This window comes from uncultured Roseobacter sp., from assembly GCF_947488185.1.
In the GTDB taxonomy this organism is placed as follows: domain Bacteria; phylum Pseudomonadota; class Alphaproteobacteria; order Rhodobacterales; family Rhodobacteraceae; genus Roseobacter.
This window is the reverse complement of record NZ_CANKYM010000002.1, coordinates 581,981-597,596: the sequence shown is the minus strand read 5'-3', so window position 1 is coordinate 597,596 and position 15,616 is coordinate 581,981. Positions and strand designations below refer to the sequence as shown.

General features: G+C 60.9%; 13 protein-coding genes. 10 read left to right on the top strand and 3 right to left on the bottom strand.

Translation table 11 applies throughout. The features are described from left to right. Positions 1-5 precede the first annotated feature (5 nt). Genes Q1A52_RS08860 through Q1A52_RS08850 form a run of 3 tightly spaced genes read left to right on the top strand, consistent with a single transcriptional unit; the run spans position 6 to position 3,267 of the window. On the top strand, positions 6-1,010 hold the full coding sequence (locus Q1A52_RS08860) for an ABC transporter ATP-binding protein (RefSeq protein ID WP_299829777.1): 1,005 nt from the start codon (positions 6-8) through the stop codon (positions 1,008-1,010). Next, positions 1,007-1,780, top strand: a complete 774-nt coding sequence (locus Q1A52_RS08855) for an L-iditol 2-dehydrogenase (RefSeq protein WP_300013726.1) — start codon at positions 1,007-1,009, stop codon at positions 1,778-1,780. The genes Q1A52_RS08860 and Q1A52_RS08855 overlap by 4 nt, the downstream gene beginning before the upstream one ends. Next, positions 1,768-3,267, top strand: coding sequence for a mannitol dehydrogenase family protein (locus tag Q1A52_RS08850; RefSeq protein ID WP_300013725.1), 1,500 nt, complete (start codon positions 1,768-1,770; stop codon positions 3,265-3,267). The genes Q1A52_RS08855 and Q1A52_RS08850 overlap by 13 nt, the downstream gene beginning before the upstream one ends. 25 nt (positions 3,268-3,292) lie before the next feature. On the opposite strand, the gene Q1A52_RS08845 is transcribed toward Q1A52_RS08850, so the two are convergent. The 3 genes from Q1A52_RS08845 to Q1A52_RS08835 form a co-directional block, all read right to left on the bottom strand. Next, a complete protein-coding gene (locus Q1A52_RS08845) occupies positions 3,293-6,442 on the bottom strand; it encodes an efflux RND transporter permease subunit (RefSeq protein ID WP_300013723.1) in 3,150 nt (1,049 codons plus the stop codon). Between the two features lies 1 nt (position 6,443). Next, a complete protein-coding gene (locus Q1A52_RS08840; protein WP_300013721.1) occupies positions 6,444-7,571 on the bottom strand; it encodes an efflux RND transporter periplasmic adaptor subunit in 1,128 nt (375 codons plus the stop codon). A gap of 195 nt (positions 7,572-7,766) precedes the next feature. Then, entirely contained in the window at positions 7,767-8,675 is a 909-nt protein-coding gene (locus Q1A52_RS08835; RefSeq protein ID WP_300013718.1) for a LysR family transcriptional regulator, read from the bottom strand. 112 nt (positions 8,676-8,787) lie between these two features. Between Q1A52_RS08835 and Q1A52_RS08830 the strand changes: the two genes are divergently transcribed. Genes Q1A52_RS08830 through Q1A52_RS08800 form a run of 7 tightly spaced genes read left to right on the top strand, consistent with a single transcriptional unit; the run spans position 8,788 to position 15,532 of the window. Further along, a complete protein-coding gene (locus tag Q1A52_RS08830) occupies positions 8,788-9,849 on the top strand; it encodes a dipeptidase (RefSeq protein ID WP_300013715.1) in 1,062 nt (353 codons plus the stop codon). A gap of 53 nt (positions 9,850-9,902) precedes the next feature. Further along, positions 9,903-11,498, top strand: coding sequence for an ABC transporter substrate-binding protein (locus Q1A52_RS08825; protein ID WP_300013712.1), 1,596 nt, complete (start codon positions 9,903-9,905; stop codon positions 11,496-11,498). Continuing rightward, positions 11,499-12,572: an ABC transporter permease gene (locus tag Q1A52_RS08820; RefSeq protein WP_300013709.1), complete on the top strand. Its 1,074-nt coding sequence runs from the start codon at positions 11,499-11,501 to the stop codon at positions 12,570-12,572. Continuing rightward, a complete protein-coding gene (locus Q1A52_RS08815) occupies positions 12,572-13,483 on the top strand; it encodes an ABC transporter permease (RefSeq protein WP_300013706.1) in 912 nt (303 codons plus the stop codon). The genes Q1A52_RS08820 and Q1A52_RS08815 overlap by 1 nt, the downstream gene beginning before the upstream one ends. Beyond that, positions 13,480-13,941 (top strand): hypothetical protein, encoded by a 462-nt coding sequence (locus tag Q1A52_RS08810; RefSeq protein WP_300013703.1) that lies wholly within the window; start codon positions 13,480-13,482, stop codon positions 13,939-13,941. Before Q1A52_RS08815 ends, Q1A52_RS08810 begins: the two co-directional genes overlap by 4 nt. Further along, a complete protein-coding gene (locus Q1A52_RS08805; protein ID WP_300013700.1) occupies positions 13,938-14,792 on the top strand; it encodes an ABC transporter ATP-binding protein in 855 nt (284 codons plus the stop codon). The genes Q1A52_RS08810 and Q1A52_RS08805 overlap by 4 nt, the downstream gene beginning before the upstream one ends. Then, complete coding sequence (locus tag Q1A52_RS08800) at positions 14,789-15,532, top strand: ABC transporter ATP-binding protein (RefSeq protein WP_300013697.1); 744 nt, start codon at positions 14,789-14,791, stop codon at positions 15,530-15,532. The genes Q1A52_RS08805 and Q1A52_RS08800 overlap by 4 nt, the downstream gene beginning before the upstream one ends. Positions 15,533-15,616 lie beyond the last annotated feature (84 nt).

The window sequence follows — 15,616 nt, the reverse complement described above, 5'->3', positions numbered from 1 at the left end:
ATACCATGGGACAGATTACGCTTCAGAAAGTCACCAAGAGTTTCGGCGACGTCGAAGTGATCCCGCCGCTGGATCTGGATATTCAGGATGGCGAGTTCACCGTGTTCGTCGGCCCCTCGGGCTGTGGCAAATCCACCCTCCTGCGGCTGATCGCGGGGCTGGAGGACATCACCAGCGGCCACATCAGCATCGACGGTAATGACGCCACCGACATTCCGCCCGCCAAGCGCGGCCTTGCGATGGTGTTCCAATCCTACGCGCTTTATCCGCATATGTCGGTGCGCAAGAACATCGCCTTCCCGATGCGGATGGCCAAGATGGACCAGGCAGAACAGGATCGGCGCATCGAGCAGGCCGCCGCCGCGTTGAACCTCACGGATTATCTTGACCGGCGTCCCGGTCAGCTGTCCGGGGGTCAACGTCAGCGGGTTGCCATCGGGCGTGCCATTGTGCGTGAACCGGCGGCTTTCCTGTTTGACGAGCCATTGTCGAACCTTGATGCCGCCCTGCGCGTCGGCATGCGCATGGAAATCAGCGAGCTGCACAAGAAGCTTGCCACCACGATGATCTACGTGACCCACGATCAGGTCGAAGCGATGACCATGGCCGACAAGATCGTGGTGCTGCGCGCAGGCCATATCGAGCAGGTTGGCTCCCCGCTGGAGCTTTACCGCAATCCGCGCAACACCTTTGTAGCCGGGTTCATCGGCTCGCCGAAAATGAACCTGATCGAGGGCGAGGAAGCGGCGAAGAACGGCGGGCACACGCTGGGTATCCGCCCCGAGCATATCGATGTCTCCGCCACCGAAGGTCAATGGCAAGGCACTGTTGGCGTGGCCGAGCATCTCGGCTCTGACACCTTCTTTCACGTGCATCAGACGGGCCTCACGGACACCATCACCGTGCGCGCACCGGGCGAGGTGAGTTTCCGCCATGGCGACACCATCTACATGACCCCGCGCACCGAGCAGCTACACCGTTTTGACGACAAGGGCTTGCGGATTGCATGACGCGACTTGACGGAAAAACGGCCCTGATCACCGGGGCCGCGCGTGGGATCGGTCTTGCCTTTGCACAGGCTTACGTCCGCGAGGGCGCGCAGGTTGCGATTGCCGATATCGACATGGTGCGCGCCCGGCAAGCCGCCGATGATCTGGGCACTGCCGCCATCGCGGTAGAGATGGACATCACTGATCAGGCCAGCATCGACCGCGCCATCGCCGAGACCGTGCAGCAGCTTGGCCAGATCGACATCCTGATCAACAACGCGGCCCTCTTCACCGCCGCGCCGATCACTGAAATCACGCGCGCGGATTATGCCCGCGTCTTCGATATCAATGTGGGTGGCACGCTTTTCACACTGCAGGCAGTGGCACGGCACATGATCGCGCGTAAGGGCGGTGGCAAGATCATCAACATGGCCAGCCAGGCCGGGCGGAGAGGCGAGCCACTTGTCGCGGTCTACTGCGCCACCAAGGCGGCGGTGATCAGCCTGACGCAGTCTGCCGCGCTGAACCTGATCGAACACGGGATCAATGTGAACGCGATCTCGCCCGGCGTGGTGGATGGCGAACATTGGGACGGGGTCGATGCGTTTTTCGCCAAGCATGAGAACAAGGCGCCGGGACAGAAGAAGAAAGAAGTCGGCGAAGCTGTTCCTCACGGGCGGATGGGCACGGCGGAGGACCTCACCGGCATGGCCGTCTTTCTGGCCAGTGACGATGCCGACTACATCGTGGCACAGACCTACAACGTGGATGGTGGTCAATGGATGAGCTGATCCGCCTGTCGAATGCCACGTTGGCCCAGCTGCCCGCCGACGTCCGGGTGCCCACCTATGACCGGAACGCCCTCACCCCCGGCATCGTACACATCGGGCTGGGCAATTTTCACCGGGCGCATCAGGCGTGGTATCTGCACCGGCTCTTTGACGCGGGGATTTGCCACAACTGGGCGATTATCGGCGCCGGTGTGCGCCCGCAGGACGCGGCGCAGCGCGACAAGCTGCTGGCACAGGATTGCCTGACGACTCTGGTGGAGCTCGACCCAAAGGGCAGTGCAGCAGAGGTTGTCGGCTCCATGATCGGCTATGTCCCGGTGGAACCCGGACATGCGCCGCTGATCGCGCAAATGGCGGACCCGGCCATTCGCATCGTGGCTTTGACGGTCACCGAAGGCGGTTACTACATCGACCCGGCCACCGGAGGATTTGACGCAGGCCATCCCGATATTCAGCACGACGCCGCTTACCCCGAGACACCGCGCACCGCCTTTGGTGCGATGATCGCCGCCCTACGGCAGCGCCGGGAGGCGGGCACCGGGCCCTTCACCGGGCAATGCTGCGACAACCTGCAAGGCAACGGCGATATCCTGCGCCAGACCGTGGTGTCCCTGGCGCGGTTGTCAGACAGCGATCTGGCGAACTGGATCGACGACACCTGCAGTTTCCCCAATTCGATGGTCGATTGCATTGTGCCTGCTACCGGCCCGAAAGAGTTGGCGCTGGTGCAGGATATCGGTATCGACGATCAGGCCCCCGTCACCCATGAAACCTTTCGCCAATGGGTGATCGAGGACGATTTCTGTGCAGGCCGCCCGGATTGGGACAAGGTCGGCGCGACCCTTACCAGCGATGTGCACAGCTACGAAGCGATGAAGATCCGCATTCTGAACGCGGGGCATCAGATCTTGGCGAATGCGGGTGAGATCATGGGGTTGGAGACCATTGCCGACTGTATGGCGCATCCGCAGATTGCCGCGTTTTCCCGCAAGGTTCAAACCGAGGAGATTGCTCCCCATGTATCCGCCGTGCCCGGCATGACGGCGGCAAGCTATGTCGATCTGATTGAGCGGCGCTTTGCCAACCCCATGATCGTGGACACCACCCGGCGCGTGGCCTTTGACGGCTCTTCGCGGCATACCGGCTTTGTCCTGCCCACGGTGCGCATCGCCCTGGACGCAGGGACCGGTATCGAGGGGCTTGCACTGGTCGAAGCGCTCTGGGCGCGGATGTGCGAGGGCACGCGCGAAAACGGCACGGTGATCAGCCCCAATGATCCCCATTGGCCGTTGCTTGCGGAGGCGGCCAAGGCCGCGCGCACGCGGCCTGCTGCCTGGTTGGAACAACGCCAGTTTTACGGAGACCTGGGCAGCAACGCCCTCTTTGCCAAGACCTTTGACCGTTGGCTCGAAGCTCTCTGGTCGCAGGGATGTGCTGCCACGCTCAACACCTACATCAGTGACGGATCAATGGCCGCCCGCGCATAACCGGGCGACCCACAAGTTGATCCCGTCAGGCCTCCTGCGCGACCTTTTTGGTTTTAAACATGCTGCGCAGCGTCACGTAAAAGACCGGCGTCAGGAACAACCCCAGGAAGGTCACACCCGACATCCCGAAAAACACCGCCGTCCCCAGTGCCTGCCGCATCTCGGCACCCGGGCCAGAGGCGATCATCAGCGGGATCACCCCGAGAATGAAGGCAAAGGCAGTCATCAGGATCGGACGGAACCGCAGACGGCTCGCCTCGAGTGCGGCCTCGACCGGGTCCAGCCCCCGTTCTTCCTGCGCCTGTTTGGCAAACTCCACGATCATAATCGCGTTTTTCGCCGCAAGACCCACCAGCACGATCAATCCCACCTGCGTCAGGATGTTGTTGTCCATCCCGCGATAAAGAACACCCAGAAGCGCGCCGAGGATCGACAGCGGCACAATCAGGATGATGGCAACGGGCAGGACCCAGCTCTCATAGAGTGCTGCCAGAAACAGGAAGGCAAAGAGGATCGAGAAGGCGAAGATGTAGGCGGCGGTATTGCCCTGGTTCCGCTCCTGAAGGGCCAGCTCAGTCCATTCAAAGTCGACCCCCGGCGGCATGATCGACTGCGCCAGTTCTTCCATCACGATCAATGCGTCACCGGTCGAAACACCGGCTGCCGCTGAACCCTGAACAGGCACGGAGACCTGTTGGTTGTAGCGTTGCACCAGGGCGGGTCCGGCGGTTTCCCGGATGGACACAAGCGTGCCCAGCGGGACCAGAGCGCCGGTGGCAGACCGCACGCGCAGGGTGGAGATGTCCTCCTCCTCCAGCCGGAACCGTTCATCGGCCTGCGCCCGCACCTGGAACAGACGACCGAAGGCATTGAAATCATTCACGTAGGACGAGCCGAGATTGATCGCGAGGGTTTCAAAAATCGACCCGATGGGCACGTTCAGCATCTGCGCCCGCACCCGGTCAATCTCCAGGAACACCTGCGGTGAGGAGGCGGAGAAGGTGGTGAACAGCCCCTGCACCTGATCAGACTGCTGCGAGGCGCCCATGATCGCATAGGCCGAGCCCAGAACGCGGGACATATCCGCGCTTTCGTTCTCCTTGAACTGCAGCTTGAACCCGCCGCCGTTGCCCACACCGCTGACAGCGGGCGGGGCGATGGCGATGATGAAAGCCTCGCGCAGGCTCTGCATGCGGCCAAAGAGCTGGCCGATGATCATGCCCGCCGTGGTGCCGCTTTTCGCCCGGTCCTCGAAGCTTTCAAAGGTGGTGAAGATCACCCCCTGATTGGTTGCATTGGTGAACGTCGCACCAGAGAAGCCGGCAAAGGCAACGGCATTTGTCACACCGGGCGTGCTCAGGGCGACCTCCGTTGCCTGTTTCATCACCGCGTCGGTGCGCTCCAGCGACGCGCCATCCGGCAATTGCACAACGACAATGGCATAGCCCTGATCCGCCTCAGGAATGAACCCGGTGGGGACTTGTTCATTGACCAGATAGGTGGCGCCCAAAAGGCCCACGAAGACCGCGAGCGACAGGACGATCATCGCCGTGGAACCCACCAGCAGCCGTACCACGCGGGTGTATCCGCGCGTCACGGCATCAAAGCCGCGATTGAACCCGCGCGACAGGGGCCCGGTAATCCGCGCCAGCGGACTGGGCCGTTCTGACGCATCCTTGGATTTCAGCAGGATGGCCGCCATGGCAGGCGAGAGGCTCAGCGAGTTGATCGAGGAAATGATCGTCGCCACGGAGATGGTCACGGCAAACTGCGTGTAGAACTGCCCAGTGATCCCCGGCACAAAGGCTGAGGGCACAAAGACCGCGATCAGCACCAGCGTGGTGCCAATGATCGCCCCCTGCACTTCGTCCATCGTGCGGGCGGAGGCATCGCGCGGACTCATCCCGTCCGCGATGTTGCGCTCCACGTTCTCGACCACCACGATGGCGTCATCCACCACGATGCCGATGGCCAGGATCAAGCCAAAGAGCGTGAGCAGATTGAGCGTGTACCCCAGCGCCAGCATCACCGCAAAGGTGCCGATCAGCGACACCGGGATGGCCAACAGCGGGATCAGCGCCGTGCGCCAGTTCTGCAGGAAGACGATGATCACAATGACGACCAGCAGCACCGCCTCGAAGATCGTTTTGTAAACGGCGTTGACCGAAGCGGCGATGAACTCGGTCGGGTTGTAGACCACCTGATATTCAAGACCCGCCGGGAAGTCTTCGGAAAGCTCCTCCATCACCGATATGATCTCATCCGCAGAGGCCAGCGCGTTGGAGCCGGGCCGTTGGAAAATCCCCAGCGCGACCGCCGGTTTATTGTTCAGATAGCTATTCGTGATGTACGACCGTGCCCCGATTTCAACGCGCGCCACATCGCGGACCCGGACCACCCTGCCCTCTTCCGAGGCGCGCACAATGACCCGCCCAAATTCACGCGGCGTCTGCAGGCGTCCTTGCGTGGTGATCGCGACCTGAAAAGCACTGTCGCTGGCGTTCGGCGGCGCGCCCAGCGAGCCACCCGACACCTGCACGTTCTGCTCGCGCAGCGCATCGACCACGTCGCCCGCCGTCAGGCCCAGCGAAGCCAGCTTGTCCGGGTCGAGCCACACGCGGGCGGAGAATTCCCGCTCTCCGAAAATGATCAGATCGCCAACCCCGTCCAGCCGGACCAGCCTGTCGCGCACCCGTGACCGCGCGTAATTCGAGACATAGAGCTGATCAAAGCTCTCGTCCGGGGACAGCATATGCACGACCATCATCAGGTCGGGGGAGGATTTGGTGGTCGTCACCCCAAGCGACCGCACTTCCTGCGGCAGGCGCGGCTCGGCAATCGCCACGCGGTTCTGCACAAGCACCTGTGCGGCATCCAGATCGGTGCCCAACTCGAAGGTGATCGTCAGGCTCATCGCGCCATCGGCTGTCGAATAGGATGACAGGTAGAGCATGTTTTCAACGCCGTTGATCTCCTGCTCCAGCGGCGTCGCGACGGTGGCCGCCACCGTCGCCGCATCCGCGCCGGGATAGTTGGCGCGCACGACAATCGAGGGCGGCGCGATTTGCGGGTATTGCTCAATCGGCAACTGGAAGTAGGAGACGATGCCGACAATGGTCAGCAGGATCGAAATCACCGCGGCGAAGATCGGGCGGCTGACGAAAAAACGGCCCATCTCAGTTTTCCGCGATCAGGGGAAGGTCAACCATTTCAGGCGTTACCACGCTGCCTGGCCGGGCGCGCACGACGCCTTCGACCACGATTGTCTCAGAGCCATCCAGCCCGTCGCGGATCACCCGGTAACCATCAATGCGCGGCCCGGGGCGGACCTCCAGCGGGATCACATTGCCCTGTTCATCGACACTCATCACCAGCCGGCGGTTCTGATCCGCCACAATCGCCTCATCCGGCAGCAACACGCCTTCATAGGGCAACGAGCCGGGCACATTCACCCGCCCAAAAAGCCCCGGCGTGAGCAGCTCATTGGGGTTTTCCAACACCGCCCGGATGCGCATGGTGCCGGTCTCCCGGTCGATCCGGTTTTCGGAGAAATCCAGATATCCCGACTGCGGCGGAATGCTTTCATCCGAGAGGGTCACCTTGACCTCCAGCCCGCCGCCGCCTTCCTGCAGCGACACCCCCCGCGCGCGCGCATCCCGTGCGTAGGCTAGGAAGTAGCGTTCATCGATGTCGAAATAGAAATACACCGGATCAGAGGCCACAATGGTGGTCAGCACCGTCTCGTTGGCGGAAACCAGATTGCCGGGATCGACCTGACGCCGGTCAATCCGCCCGGCCATGGGCGCGCGGATTTGCGAATATTCATAGTCCAGCTGTGCCAGTTCCAGCGCCGCACGCCCCTGCTCCAACGCGCCTTGTGCCGCGAGGTAAGCCTCGCGCCGCTGATCCACCGTGCTTTGCGGAATGTTGCCGTTCTGGATCAGGGACTGCGCCCGTTCAAGCTGCTCTTCGGCGAAATCATATGTCGCCTGGGCAACGTCGATCTGCGCCTGCGCCTGCCGCAGCGCCGTGTCGAACTGGCGCTGGTCAATCGAGAACAAGAGCTGATCCTGTTCAACCAGGCTTCCGTCCTTGAAATGGACCGTCTCCAGGTACCCCGACACCCGTGCGCGCAACACAACTTCCGCCCGGGCTTCAAAACGTCCGACAAACTCGTCGTCCTCGACAATTGTCTTCACGACCGGGTGGGCAACGGTCACTGGCGGAGGCCCCTGCTGTGCCATGACCATAGGAGAGAAAGCAGTCATGCTGACGGCAAGCAGCATCGCGGTAAAACGTTTCATATTTGGGTCCGCCAAATGGATTCTTGCTCCGGGCAACTTAAACCGGGTTCGGAGGATTGAAAGTAGATTTATGAGAATTGGCAACTCTCCCCTGTCAATTGCTGTCAGCATGGAAGCAAAGTCGATGCCAGACGACGCCGAAAGCAGCACCTGCTGCAATATGAGCCAGTGTCTGACGTGACAGTTCGCCGCAAGCTATGCCTTTTCGGAAAATGCATCCGTTGCGGTGTGCAATCGCAAGTGCCGCATAAACGCGCGGGTGATGCTGGGCACCGGGCCATGATCCGGGGTGACGAAGTAGCTGCGGTATTCGATCTGGGATGCAAAGGGGCGGAACACCAGATCGTCAGACCGGTATTGAACGATGGGGAACGGGTTCACGATGGTCACGCCGAGGCCCTCTTTGACAAGGTCAACCGCGGCAACGGAGGTCGATGCCTCCGCCACGATTCGGGGGGTGCTGCGGCAGGCATGTAGCACTTTTTCCAGCTGGGCCCGGCGGGCGTGGCGATGGGTCAACGCAATCAGCGCCTGCCCGTCGAGATCTTCGGGATGGATCTCTGCGCGCCCGGCCAGGGGGTGATCCCGTCCCATGGCGCAGACGGCCGTGGAAGACCGGTAAGGTGTCAGCTTCACCCCATCGCGGGACAGTTCCACCCCGGTGACGCCGAGGTCAAACCGCTGCTCCAGAATGCCGCGGATGACGTCTTCGGAGGGTGAGACCTCAAGGCTGATGAAAAAGTGCGGATTGGTTTTCAGAAAGGTCGCAATGTGGTGCACCAAAAACCGGTGCGCATAGGTTGGGGGCGCGATGATCCGAAGCGATTCCTGCGCCACCTCCGGCGGGCCGTCGATCCGGTCGAGCGCCTCAAACAGCGGATCAAGCCGCCTGTTCATCTGCGCCGCCTCGTTCGTGGGGCGCAGCCGACCACCGTCGCGCTCAAAGAGAATCCGCCCCGTGCGCGCCTCCAGATTGGCGATGGAACGGCTGATCGCGGACTGCGACAGGCCCAGCCGGATCGCCGCCTTGGAGGTCGTGCCACTCTCCATCAAGGCCCGCAACGCCTGGTATTCCGGCAGGCTGTGCCATGTTTTTGTGCCCATTGTGCCCTCTGCGCATTCCTCATTAAGGTATGATATATTATCAAGTCATTGCCTCTGGTCTATGAGAATTACTGACATACAGTGTCTCAGGGTTCCTTGGGGGCAAGACACCGTGACTGATTCCGCGACGCCAGCCATCTTTGATGGCCACAACGACGTGCTGCTGAAACTGCACCGCGCGGGCGGCCTCACGGCAAGCGAAAGCTTTGTCACCGGTCGTGAGGGCGCGATTGATCTGCCCACCGCGCAAGCGGGTGGATTTGGCGGCGGCTTCTTTGCAGTCTACGTCCCCTCGCCCGTCGATCTTGACTTCAAGTTCAAAGAAATGAGCAAGCCCAGGTATGATCTGCCATTGCCGGAACCCATTGATTGGGAAGATGCTTTTCCGGTTGCGATGGCGCAGGCCGCGATCCTTTTCGATCTGGAAAAGCGGGGCGCCTTGACGGTGTGCCGGACGGCGCATGAGATCGAAAACGCACATGCCGATGGCCGAATTGCCGCGATCTTTCACATTGAAGGGGCCGAGGCGATTGACCCTGATCTGCACACGCTGGAGGTGCTCTATCAGGCGGGGTTGCGGTCCATCGGGCCCGTCTGGAGTCGCGAAACCATCTTTGGGCACGGCGTGCCCTTCCGCTATCCCAGCGCGCCCGACACCGGCGATGGCCTGACCGACCATGGTCTGCGCCTCGTAAAACGGTGCAACGAGCTCGGCATCATGGTAGACCTGTCGCATCTGAACGAGGCGGGGTTCTGGGACGTGGCGCGGCATTCCAGCAAACCGCTGGTGGCAACCCATTCCAATGCGCATGCCATCTGCCCGCACAGCCGGAACCTGACCGACAAACAGCTGGCCGCAATCCGCGAGAGCGATGGGATGGTTGGTCTGAATTTCGCCGTCGCCTTTCTGCGGGACGATGGCCGCATGCTGGCGGATGTGCCGCTGGCGCAAATGCTGAAACATCTCGATCACCTGATCGAGCATCTGGGCGAAGACCGCGTGGGCTTTGGATCGGATTACGACGGGGCCGTTGTGCCAGAGGAGCTTACCTCTTGTGCAGCGTTGCCTAAATTGAGGCAAGCGATGGCAAAGCATGGATATGACGATGCTTTGATCACCAAGCTTTGCCACAAGAACTGGCTGCGTGTGCTTAAGAAAACATGGGGGACATGACCCCGGATGCCACGCGCAAAAATAACGGAAACGAAACAGGAGAGGTACTCAAAATGAATGCATTCAACAGACTACTGACAAGCGTGGCGATTGGCCTGGCGGTCAGCGTGACGTCGTTCTCGGCGGTGGCCGAGACACCGGCGAACATGCTGGTGATCGCGCACCGGATTGATGACGTCACAACCGTCGACCCGGCCGAAAGCTTTGAATTTGCGGGCTCCGACATCAGCCGCAATGTCTATGGCCGTCTGGTCAATCTCGACCCGAACGACCTTGCGGCAGGCTACAAGCCCGATCTGGCCGAAAGCTGGGATGTGTCCGAAGACGGCAAAACCATCACCTTCACCATGCGCGAAGGCGTGACATTCCATTCCGGCAATCCGGTGCGGGCCGAGGACGCGGCCTTCTCACTGCAACGCGCGGTGATCCTGAACAAGACGCCCGCGTTCATTCTGACGCAGTTCGGCTTCACACCCGAGAACGCGGCCGAAACCATCCGCGCCGAGGGCAACAAGCTGATCATCACGACCGACAAGAAATACGCGACCTCCTTCGTGCTGAACTGCCTGACCGCGACCATCGGCGGCATCGTCGACAAGGAAGTAGTGATGGCCAATGAAGTCGATGGCGACATGGGCAACACTTGGCTGAAAACCAATTCCGCAGGCTCCGGCCCCTACAAGCTGGACAGCTGGAAGCCAAATGAGAGCGTCACCTTGTCGTCCAACCCCGACTACTACGGCGGTGCCCCGACGATGGAGCGCGTGATCGTGCGCCACGTGATTGAAAGCGCCTCCCAGCGCCTGCTGCTGGAGCGTGGCGACATTGATATCGCGCGCAATCTGAACCCCGAAGACATTGCAGGGGCGTCTGCCGCCGATGGTGTGAAGATCGCGGATGAGCTGAAAGGGCGTCTGATGTATCTGGCGCTGAACCAGAAGCACCCCGAGCTTTCCAAGCCGGAAGTGCGTCAGGCGTTCAAGTATCTGGTCGACTATGAAGGCATGAAGAACAGCTTTCTGAACGGTCAGTATACGATCCACCAGAACTTCCTGCCCGCCACCTATCTGGGTGCCTCCGAGGAAAACCCCTTCTCCTACAACATCGAAAAAGCCAAGGAACTGCTGGCCGCTGCCGGTGTCGAAGGGCTTGAGGTTGAGATCGGTGTGCGCGAAGCGCAGGAGCGCATCGAGATCGGCCAATCCTTCCAGAATGCCGCGGCGCAGGCTGGTATCAAGGTCAACATCACCGTGGGCACCGCCAAGCAGATCCTGGCGCGGTATCGTGCGCGGGAACTGGATGTCTATCTCGGCGCCTGGGGTCCGGATTACCCTGATCCCCAGACCAATGCAGGCACCTTTGCGTATAACCCCGACAACTCCGACGAGGCCAATGCCACCGGTCTTCTGGCATGGCGCAACAGCTGGGACACGGGCGGTCTGACCGAAAAGGTTGCGGCAGCCGTGACCGAAGGCGACCGTGACAAGCGGGTGCAGATGTATCTGGATATCCAGGCCGAATTCCGCGAAACATCGCCCTTCGTGGTCATGTTCCAGCAGATCGAACAATCCGCCCTGCGCGACAACGTAACGGATTGGTCGACCGGTCAGGCGGTCACTGCCGCAGCCTACTGGCAGGTCACCAAGTAAATGGCCCTCACCGAGGACAACAACCAGAGGCGCCCCCAGCGGGCGCCTCTGTCAGAACAGGTTTGGCCGATTATCAGGACCACGCTGCTGACGCTTGGCTCGATTGCGGTGACCCTGCTGGGGCTGCTTTTCATCACCTTCATCATCGGGCGGGTCATGCCGATCGACCCTGTTCTGGCCATCGTGGGCGAGCGCGCATCGCAATCGACCTATGATGCGGTCTACCAACAGCTGGGTCTCGACAAACCGCTCCTGGTGCAATTCCTCTATTACATCTGGGACGTGCTGCATCTGGACTTCGGCACCTCCCTGCTGAACGCGCGGCCCGTCTCCGAAGACATTGCCCGCGTCTTCCCCGCCACGCTGGAACTGGCGACGCTTGGGATCATCTTCGGCATCGTTCTGGGCGTCCCTTTGGGCGTGCTGGCCGCTGTGCGCAAGGGCTCCTGGATCGACCAGATTGCCCGCGTTGTGGCGCTTGTGGGATATTCCATGCCGATCTTCTGGCTGGGCCTGATGGGGCTGCTGATCTTCTACGGAATTCTGGGATGGGTCGGCGGGCCGGGCCGCGTTGGCATTTTCTACGTCGATGTGGTGCCCAGCGTCACCGGCCTGATCCTTGTGGACGCCGCCCTTGATGGCAACTGGGATGTCTTCAAGGACGCCTTTTCTCACATCATCCTGCCCGCCTCCCTGCTGGGATATTTCTCGCTGGCCTACATCAGTCGGATGACGCGCTCTTTCATGCTCGAACAGCTCAGCGCCGAATACATTACAACGGCCCGCGTTAAAGGCATGTCCGAGTGGGATGTGGTCTGGAAACACGCCTTCAAGAACATCCGCGTGCAGTTGATCACCGTCATCGCGCTCAGCTACGCCAACCTGCTCGAAGGCTCCGTGCTGACCGAGATCATCTTTTCCTGGCCGGGCATCGGCAGCTATATCACCACCGCCCTGCTGAGTGCTGATATGAACGCCGTTCTGGGTGGCACTGTGGTGGTCGGGCTGATCTTCATCCTGCTCAATATCTTTTCCGACCTGCTCTACAAGGTCTTCGACCCGAGGGCGAAGTAATGTCTGAAACGCAAACCCTGCGCCAATGGCTGCTGACCGAAACGCCAACTTCGCGGCGGCACGCCAAGCTCTCTGCGCTCTATCAGGGCTGGTTGTCCTTCCGGTCAAACACCATGGCCATGGTCGGTCTTGGCATTCTGATCGCGCTGATCCTGATCGCCTTCGCCGCGCCCCTCCTCGCGCCACATGATCCTTTCAGCCAGGATCTTGGCAACCGGCTGGCGCCCCTGGGCACCGACGGGCATATCTTTGGTACGGACAGCCTGGGGCGCGATATCCTCTCGCGCCTGATCTACGGGGCGCGGATCACCCTCTATATCGTGGCGCTCGTGGCCCTGATTGCGCCCGTTGCCGGCCTGCTGGTGGGCACCGTCTCGGGCTATGTCGGCGGGTGGGCTGACGTGGTACTGATGCGGATTACGGACATCTTTCTGGCCTTTCCCCGTCTTGTGCTGGCACTGGCCTTTGTTGCCGCCCTTGGTGCGGGGATCGAGAACGCCGTGCTGGCGATTTCCCTGACCGCCTGGCCGCCCTATGCGCGGATCGCGCGGGCAGAGACGCTAACCATCCGTTCCTCGGACTACATCAGCGCGATCAAGCTTCAGGGGGCCGGGCCGATCCGGATCATCACCAAACATATCTGGCCGCTCTGCATCTCTTCGCTGATCGTGCGGGTCACGCTGGACATGGCGGGCATCATCCTCGCCGCCGCCGGTCTGGGCTTTCTGGGCCTCGGCGCACAGCCACCCAGCCCGGAATGGGGCGCGATGATCTCCGAAGGGCGCCGCTTTATCCTTGATCACTGGTGGGTGGCGACGGTACCGGGGCTGGCCATTTTCACCGTCTCACTGGCGTTCAACCTGCTGGGCGACGGGCTGCGCGATGTTCTTGATCCAAAGGCAGGTGAATGAGACCGGGTCCCAGCATAACTGACTGGATACAAGCGATTGCGGTTTTGGCTGGTGTTCTTTTTGCCGTTCAACAGATTTTATTCGCGGATGGCTTAAGCAAAAGGGATCAGGCGAAATTCGCTGCGGACCTGATCTCCAAAGGATCTGAAGCACATATGATCGGGTCAATGGCCAACATCGTACGGCTGGAAAAATCACCACGCGTGGCAGGACTGGCATCCTTTGATGTCCTGGTTGAGATGACGCCCATTACCGAACTGATGATACAATGGGCGATCTGCTATGACGAGCGCCTGTGCAACCGTCGCATCGCGCTTGATCACGCCTGCCCAATTGCCGTCTACGCCGAGACCGCAGCAGAGGGGGTATTCAACAAGTATGATATCCCTTTCGATGTTTCTGAAAGGCGCATCCGCAAATTTGAATTCTGGGATAAATGTATGGAACGTGCGACGTGAGTTTGCTGGACGTCAAAAACCTCTGGGTCAAATTCCCATCTCGTCACGGCGTTTTCGATGCCGTGCGCGGAGTGTCTTTTACACTGGGCCGCGAACGTCTGGGGATCGTGGGCGAAAGCGGGTCGGGCAAATCCATGACCGGGCGCGCCATTTTACGACTGATCCGGCCACCGGGCATTGTCGAGGCGGATCACATCAACCTTGAAGGGGTCGATCTGCTGCAGAAGTCTGAAAAGGACATGCGCGCCGTGCGCGGAGAGCGCATCAGCATGGTCATGCAGGACCCCAAGTTCTCGCTGAACCCCGTGATGACCATCGGCGATCAGATCATCGAAGCCTACCGGCTGCACAGTTCCGCCAGCAAGGCGGAGGCCTATACGAAGTCGCTGGAAATGCTGGAGGCGGTGTCGATCCGCGACCCGGAACGCGTGATGCGCGCCTACCCGCACGAGATGTCGGGCGGCATGGGGCAGCGCATCATGATCGCCATGATGCTCATCCCGAACCCTGAAATCCTGATCGCGGATGAGCCGACCAGCGCACTGGATGTCTCTGTGCAGCGGCAGGTGCTCGATATCATGGACAGGCTGGTGAAGGAGCGCGGCATGGGCCTGATCTTCATCAGCCATGACCTCAATCTGGTTGCCGATTTCTGTGACCGGGTGCTGATCATGTATGCGGGCCGGATTGTCGAGGTCTGCGACGCGGACAAGCTGCACGACGCGCAACACCCCTATACCCGCGGGCTGCTGAATTCCCTGCCCCGCTTGGATGCGCCGCGCGACCGGCTTGAGGTGCTCAAGCGTGATCCGGCCTGGTCGGACGCGGAAAGTGTGAGTGGCCGCATATGACGATGCTGGATGTGAATGGGCTGAACGTCTGGTTTGGCAAGAACCGCGACCGGGTGGATGCGGTCAAAGGGGCCAGTTTTCAAGTTGGTACAGGAGAGAGCTTTGGCCTTGTCGGCGAGAGCGGGTCGGGAAAATCCACCATTCTGCGCGCGATCACCGGGCTGGCTCCGGACTGGTCCGGCATCATTACCGTCGATGGCACCCCCATCACCGGCAAAAAACGTCCGCGCGGGTTTTTCAAGACGGTGCAGATGGTGTTCCAGGACCCCTATGCCTCGCTGCACCCGCGTCACTCCGTCGACCAGGTGCTGGGGGAAACCCTGCATCTGCACGGGTTTGACGATATCGACGGCCGCGTTGCGAAACTGCTCGACGATGTGGGGTTGGGGCAGAAATTCCGCTTTCGCTATCCACACCAGCTGTCGGGGGGGCAGCGTCAGCGGGTCGCCATCGCCCGCGCATTGGCGCCCGAGCCTACGTTGCTGCTGCTGGACGAGCCGACATCGGCGCTGGATGTCTCGGTGCAGGCAGAAATTCTGAACCTGCTGGCCGATCTTCGGGCGGATCGGGGATTGACCTACCTGATGGTGTCTCATGATCTCTCCGTCATCGGTCACATGTGCGATCGGCTGGCGGTCATGCGAAACGGTGAGATTGTTGAGATACTAGATGTGGATGCGCTGCGCGCCTCCAATGCGGCACATCCCTACTCACAACAGCTGCTGGAAGCGTCACTCTAGATACACATCCCGCAAATCTCTGCCCGAAAGCAGCCGCCGGTACGCGTTGCTGGACCCTCGTTTGCCTGTTGACGTCGGCAATTC

Bases quoted from the DNA above. Each gene is read 5' to 3' on its own strand.
- Q1A52_RS08815 (WP_300013706.1), top strand. From the start codon at position 12,572: ATGTCTGAAACGCAAACCCTGCGCCAATGGCTGCTGACCGAAACGCCA.
- Q1A52_RS08825 (WP_300013712.1), top strand. From the start codon at position 9,903: ATGAATGCATTCAACAGACTACTGACAAGCGTGGCGATTGGCCTGGCG.
- Q1A52_RS08810 (WP_300013703.1), top strand. From the start codon at position 13,480: ATGAGACCGGGTCCCAGCATAACTGACTGGATACAAGCGATTGCGGTT.
- Q1A52_RS08845 (WP_300013723.1), bottom strand. From the start codon at position 6,442: ATGGGCCGTTTTTTCGTCAGCCGCCCGATCTTCGCCGCGGTGATTTCG.
- Q1A52_RS08800 (WP_300013697.1), top strand. From the start codon at position 14,789: ATGACGATGCTGGATGTGAATGGGCTGAACGTCTGGTTTGGCAAGAAC.
- Q1A52_RS08855 (WP_300013726.1), top strand. From the start codon at position 1,007: ATGACGCGACTTGACGGAAAAACGGCCCTGATCACCGGGGCCGCGCGT.
- Q1A52_RS08860 (WP_299829777.1), top strand. From the start codon at position 6: ATGGGACAGATTACGCTTCAGAAAGTCACCAAGAGTTTCGGCGACGTC.
- Q1A52_RS08850 (WP_300013725.1), top strand. From the start codon at position 1,768: ATGGATGAGCTGATCCGCCTGTCGAATGCCACGTTGGCCCAGCTGCCC.
- Q1A52_RS08820 (WP_300013709.1), top strand. From the start codon at position 11,499: ATGGCCCTCACCGAGGACAACAACCAGAGGCGCCCCCAGCGGGCGCCT.
- Q1A52_RS08840 (WP_300013721.1), bottom strand. From the start codon at position 7,571: ATGAAACGTTTTACCGCGATGCTGCTTGCCGTCAGCATGACTGCTTTC.
- Q1A52_RS08835 (WP_300013718.1), bottom strand. From the start codon at position 8,675: ATGGGCACAAAAACATGGCACAGCCTGCCGGAATACCAGGCGTTGCGG.